This is a genomic window from Streptomyces sp. NPDC004752 (assembly GCF_053601275.1).
Window position 1 is genome coordinate 1 of record NZ_JBSGBN010000088.1, and the last position, 4,918, is coordinate 4,918.

Genomic DNA, 4,918 nt, shown 5'->3' on the forward strand with positions numbered 1-4,918 from the left:
GGCCCGTACACGCACTTCCGTGTACGGCCCTTCGGCTGTCCAGGGGCAGGGCGAAGGCCGGCTCAGCGGTCCATCAGCCGGTCGAACTGCGTGGTGGTGTGCCGCAGATGGGCCACCAACTCCTCACCGACCTTCGGCTCGGGCGCGTCCGACGGTACGAACAGGATCGAGACCTGCATGTGCGGCGGCTCGGCGAACCAGCGCTGCTTGCCGCCCCAGACGAACGGAGAAAGGTTCCGGTTGACGGTGGCGAGACCGGCCCGTGCGACGCCCTTGGCGCGCGGCATGACGCCGTGCAGCGCCTTGGGGGCCTCCAGACCCACCCCGTGCGACGTACCGCCCGCCACGACCACCAGGAAGCCGTCGGAGGCCGCCTTCTGCTGGCGGTAGCCGAAGCGCTCGCCCTTGACCACGCGCGTGACGTCCAGGACCGCGCCGCGGTACTCGGTGGCATCGTGGTCGCCCAGCCACAGCCGGGTGCCGATGCGGGCGCGGAAACGGGTCTGCGGGAACTGCTGCTGCAGCCGGGCGAGTTCGTCGGCCTTCAGATGGCTGACGAACATCGTGTGCAGCGGCAGCCGTGCCGCGCGCAGCCGGTCCATCCAGCCGATGACCTCCTCGACGGCGTCCGAGCCGTCGGCGCGGTCCAGCGGCAGATGGATGGCGAAGCCCTCCAGCCGGACGTTCTCTATGGCGGCGTGCAGCTGCGGCAGCTCCTGCTCGCTGATCCCGTGCCGCTTCATCGAGGACATCACCTCGATGACCACGCGGGCGCCCACGAGGCCGTACACGCCGTCGATGGACGACACCGAGCGGATCACCCGGTCGGGCAGCGGTACGGGCTCCTCGCCGCGCCGGTAGGGCGTCAGCACCAGCAGGTCACCACCGAACCAGTCCTTGATCCGTGCGGCCTCGTACGTCGTGCCTACGGCGAGGACGTCGGAGCCGAGCCGCGTGGCCTCCTCCGCCAGGCGCTCGTGCCCGAAGCCGTAGCCGTTGCCCTTGCAGACCGGGACGAGCCCCGGGAACTGCTCCTGCACGTGCTTGTGATGCGCACGCCAGCGCGCGGTGTCGACGTAGAGCGTGAGCGCCATGGCCGGATCTGGAACCTTTCTCGTGGCTGCGGTGTATCAGAGGTATGAGAGCTATCGACGGTATCGAAGCACCCGGCGCGCGATCAGCGGCGCGACATATAGATGTCGAGCGCCTTGTGGAGCAGCTTGTTCAGCGGGAAGTCCCACTCGCCGAGGTACTCGGCGGCCTGGCCGCCGGTGCCCACCTTGAACTGGATCAGGCCGAAGAGGTGGTCGGTCTCGTCCAGCGAGTCGGAGATCCCACGCAGGTCGTAGACGGTCGCGCCGAGTGCGTAGGCGTCGCGCAGCATCCGCCACTGCATCGCGTTCGAGGGCCGGACCTCGCGGCCGATGTTGTCGGAGGCGCCGTAGGAGTACCAGACGTGTCCACCGACGATCAGCATCGTCGCCGCCGACAGATTCACTCCGTTGTGCCGGGCGAAGTACAGCCGCATGCGGTTGGGGTCCTCGGTGTTGAGGGCCGTCCACATGCGCTGGAAGTACGACAGCGGGCGGGGCCGGAAGTGGTCGCGCACAGCAGTGATCTCGTAAAGCCGCTGCCACTCCTCCAGCTCGTGGTAGCCGCCCTGGACGACCTCGACACCGGCCTTCTCGGCCTTCTTGATGTTGCGGCGCCACAGCTGGTTGAAGTTCTTGTGGACCTCTTCCAGAGAGCGGTTGGCCAGGGGAACCTGGTAGACATAGCGCGGCTGGACGTCACCGAAACCGGCGCCGCCGTCCTCGCCCTGCTGCCAGCCCATGCGGCGCAGCTTGTCGGCCACCTCGAAGGCACGCGGCTCGATGAAGTCGGCCTCGATGTCACGCAGACGCTTCACGTCCGGGTTCTGGATGCCCTGCTTGATGGAGTTGGCCTCCCAGCGCCGGATGATCACCGGCGGGCCCATTTTCACGGAGAACGCGCCCTGCTGCTTGAGGTGAGCGAGCATGGGCTGGATCCAGTCGTCCAGATTCGGCGCGAACCAGTTGATGACCGGGCCCTCGGGGAGATAGGCGAGGTAGCGCTTGATCTTGGGCAACTGGCGGTAGAGCACCAGGCCCGCGCCGACCAGCTCGCCCTTGCGGTCGAACCAGCCGAGGCTCTCGGAGCGCCACTCCGCCTTGACGTCGGCCCAGGCCGGGACCTGCATGTGACTCGCCGCCGGCAGGCTCTGAAGGTAGGCCAGATGCTGCTCGCGACTGATGGTCCTCAGGGTCAGGCTCATTCGGGGCGCTCCTCGGGCTGGTGTGTCCCCCTGGGTACAGGGGCTCCGGCTCTCGCGCCGAAGCCTACTGCGCCTTCCCGGCGCCCCGACCGGACGTACGGGACCTTCGCCCCGGCCTGTGGGCCGCCGGTGCGTTCCCATGTGCTTTACGTGCAGTTCGGCCGACGGTGTCGGCAAGGTCAGAGGACCCCGCCGAACAGGCCGCCGTGCGCCATGCCGATGAAGAAGCCGATGCCCGCGGCACCGAGACCCAGGATCAGACCGAACCGCTCACGTGTGGTCTCCGAGACCCACTGTCCGTAGGCGCCGATGATGATGCCCGCCAGGCCGGTCCAGGAGCTGAGCAGATGCAGGCTGTGGAAGAACGACGTGATGAAGGCCGTCAGCCCGAGCACCAGCGTCACCGCGAGCAGGGCCTCCTGGAGGGGATGACGCTTGTCGTCGGTGGCGAAGAGGGATCCGGCGGTGTTGGGTCGCAATGCCTGTGCCATGGGGCACCTCCTGCGGAAGACGGCGCATCGTAGCGCCATACACACCCGATGTGTACAGATTGACGGCCCACGCGACCGGATTTCAACCGGAAGCCGGGGTGCGGGTAGTGTGGACCGTCTGCATCGGTGTCTGCCCGGAACGCGGCGGGGGAATCCCGGCGGGACCCCTCGACTGTCAGTGGTGGCCGATACCGTTGCGTACGCATCACAACCCTCCTGCCACGGAACGACCGTGGCCGCTGAGTCCAGAGGAGGTGGGTTCCACATGCGTCACTACGAGGTGATGGTCATCCTCGACCCCGATCTTGAGGAGCGCGCTGTCTCCCCGTTGATCGAGAACTTCCTGTCCGTCGTCCGTGATGGCGGCGGCAAGGTCGAGAAGGTCGACACCTGGGGTCGTCGTCGTCTCTCGTACGAGATCAAGAAGAAGCCCGAGGGCATCTACTCGGTCATCGACCTGCAGGCCGAGCCTGCGGTCGTCAAGGAGCTCGACCGCCAGATGAACCTGAACGAGTCGGTCCTCCGGACCAAGGTCCTCCGCCCCGAGACCCACTGAGCCTCGCTCAGTCGGCCCCGGGATTCGAGTAGCAAGCAGCCAGAGCAAACCCGCCGAGAGGTTCCCCATGGCAGGCGAGACCGTCATCACGGTCGTCGGCAATCTTGTCGACGACCCCGAGCTGCGCTTCACCCCGTCCGGTGCGGCGGTCGCGAAGTTCCGCGTCGCGTCCACTCCCCGTACCTTCGACCGTCAGACGAACGAGTGGAAGGACGGCGAGAGCCTCTTCCTGACCTGCTCGGTCTGGCGTCAGGCGGCGGAGAACGTCGCCGAGTCGCTCCAGCGAGGCATGCGCGTCATCGTGCAGGGCCGGCTGAAGCAGCGGTCCTACGAGGACCGTGACGGCGTCAAGCGCACGGTCTACGAGCTGGATGTCGAGGAAGTCGGCGCCAGCCTCCGCAGCGCCACGGCCAAGGTCACCAAGACCTCCGGCGGCGGCCGCGGCCAGGGTGGTTACGGCGGCGGTGGCGGCCAGGGTGGCGGCGGCTGGGGCGGCGGCCCCGGTGGCGGCCAGCAGGGCGGCGGCGCTCCCTCCGACGACCCGTGGGCGACCGGCGCTCCGGCAGCCGGTGGCAACCAGGGCGGTGGCAACCAGGGCGGTGGCGGCGGCTGGGGCGGCGGCTCCGGCGGCGGTGGCGGCGGCTACTCGGACGAGCCCCCCTTCTAGGTCCCCGGACCAGGGACGGGCCGTACCCACACTTCTTGATCACACAGGAGAAACATCATGGCGAAGCCGCCTGTGCGCAAGCCTAAGAAAAAGGTCTGCGCTTTCTGCAAGGACAAGGTCACGTACGTGGACTACAAGGACACGAACATGCTGCGGAAGTTCATTTCCGACCGCGGCAAGATCCGTGCCCGCCGCGTGACCGGCAACTGCACGCAGCACCAGCGTGATGTCGCCACGGCCGTCAAGAACAGCCGTGAGATGGCGCTGCTGCCCTACACCTCCACCGCGCGCTAAGGGAAGGGTGACCGACTTATGAAGATCATCCTGACCCACGAGGTCTCCGGCCTCGGTGCCGCGGGCGACGTCGTCGACGTCAAGGACGGTTACGCTCGCAACTACCTGATCCCGCGGAAGTTCGCGATCCGCTGGACCAAGGGCGGCGAGAAGGACGTCGAGCAGATCCGTCGCGCTCGCAAGATCCACGAGATCCAGACCATCGAGCAGGCCAATCAGGTCAAGGCCCAGCTTGAGGGCGTGAAGGTGCGTCTGGCCGTCCGCTCCGGCGACGCCGGCCGTCTCTTCGGTTCCGTCACCCCGGCCGACATCGCCTCTGCGATCAAGGCTTCCGGTGGCCCCGAGGTCGACAAGCGCCGCATCGAGCTGTCCACCCCGATCAAGACCCTGGGCGCCCACGAGACATCCGTGCGTCTGCACCCCGAGGTTGCCGCCAAGGTCAACATCGAGGTCGTCGCGGCCTGATCGCTGCGCTCGGCTTGAGCAGTCACGGAAGGGGGGCGACCCCCGGGGGGGGCCCCAGCCCGGTGGGGTAAAAAGTGGGAAGGGAGGGGGGGGGGACCCCTTTAAAGTCAAAAAAAGCCACCCCCCCGGGTTTAAATTAAAAAGAAACC

General features: G+C 67.4%; 7 protein-coding genes. 4 read left to right on the forward strand and 3 right to left on the reverse strand.

Translation table 11 applies throughout. The annotated features are described in order from the left end of the window. Nucleotides 1-62: 62 nt before the first annotated feature. From ACWEKM_RS30550 to ACWEKM_RS30560, 3 genes are all read right to left on the reverse strand, one after another. Entirely contained in the window at nucleotides 63-1,094 is a 1,032-nt protein-coding gene (locus tag ACWEKM_RS30550; protein WP_451624500.1) for an alanine racemase, read from the reverse strand. A gap of 83 nt (nucleotides 1,095-1,177) precedes the next feature. Further along, nucleotides 1,178-2,296, reverse strand: a complete 1,119-nt coding sequence (femX, locus tag ACWEKM_RS30555; protein ID WP_451624501.1) for a peptidoglycan bridge formation glycyltransferase FemX — start codon at nucleotides 2,294-2,296, stop codon at nucleotides 1,178-1,180. A gap of 179 nt (nucleotides 2,297-2,475) precedes the next feature. Beyond that, complete coding sequence (locus ACWEKM_RS30560) at nucleotides 2,476-2,787, reverse strand: hypothetical protein (RefSeq protein WP_451624502.1); 312 nt, start codon at nucleotides 2,785-2,787, stop codon at nucleotides 2,476-2,478. 265 nt (nucleotides 2,788-3,052) lie between these two features. On the opposite strand from ACWEKM_RS30560, the gene rpsF reads away from it, so the two are divergent. From rpsF to rplI, 4 genes are all read left to right on the forward strand, one after another. Then, the gene (gene rpsF / locus ACWEKM_RS30565; RefSeq protein WP_004985983.1) at nucleotides 3,053-3,343 is read left to right on the forward strand and encodes a 30S ribosomal protein S6; all 291 of its coding nucleotides are present in this window, start codon (nucleotides 3,053-3,055) and stop codon (nucleotides 3,341-3,343) included. Between the two features lie 67 nt (nucleotides 3,344-3,410). Then, nucleotides 3,411-4,010, forward strand: coding sequence for a single-stranded DNA-binding protein (locus ACWEKM_RS30570; protein ID WP_451624503.1), 600 nt, complete (start codon nucleotides 3,411-3,413; stop codon nucleotides 4,008-4,010). Nucleotides 4,011-4,067: 57 nt separating this feature from the next. Then, nucleotides 4,068-4,304: a 30S ribosomal protein S18 gene (rpsR, locus tag ACWEKM_RS30575; protein WP_003949403.1), complete on the forward strand. Its 237-nt coding sequence runs from the start codon at nucleotides 4,068-4,070 to the stop codon at nucleotides 4,302-4,304. Between the two features lie 18 nt (nucleotides 4,305-4,322). Beyond that, nucleotides 4,323-4,769, forward strand: coding sequence for a 50S ribosomal protein L9 (gene rplI, locus ACWEKM_RS30580; protein ID WP_451624504.1), 447 nt, complete (start codon nucleotides 4,323-4,325; stop codon nucleotides 4,767-4,769). The last annotated feature ends 149 nt before the right edge of the window (nucleotides 4,770-4,918 follow it).

Bases quoted from the DNA above. Each gene is read 5' to 3' on its own strand.
- ACWEKM_RS30550 (WP_451624500.1), bottom strand. From the start codon at position 1,094: ATGGCGCTCACGCTCTACGTCGACACCGCGCGCTGGCGTGCGCATCAC.
- femX (WP_451624501.1), bottom strand. From the start codon at position 2,296: ATGAGCCTGACCCTGAGGACCATCAGTCGCGAGCAGCATCTGGCCTAC.
- ACWEKM_RS30560 (WP_451624502.1), bottom strand. From the start codon at position 2,787: ATGGCACAGGCATTGCGACCCAACACCGCCGGATCCCTCTTCGCCACC.
- rpsF (WP_004985983.1), top strand. From the start codon at position 3,053: ATGCGTCACTACGAGGTGATGGTCATCCTCGACCCCGATCTTGAGGAG.
- ACWEKM_RS30570 (WP_451624503.1), top strand. From the start codon at position 3,411: ATGGCAGGCGAGACCGTCATCACGGTCGTCGGCAATCTTGTCGACGAC.
- rpsR (WP_003949403.1), top strand. From the start codon at position 4,068: ATGGCGAAGCCGCCTGTGCGCAAGCCTAAGAAAAAGGTCTGCGCTTTC.
- rplI (WP_451624504.1), top strand. From the start codon at position 4,323: ATGAAGATCATCCTGACCCACGAGGTCTCCGGCCTCGGTGCCGCGGGC.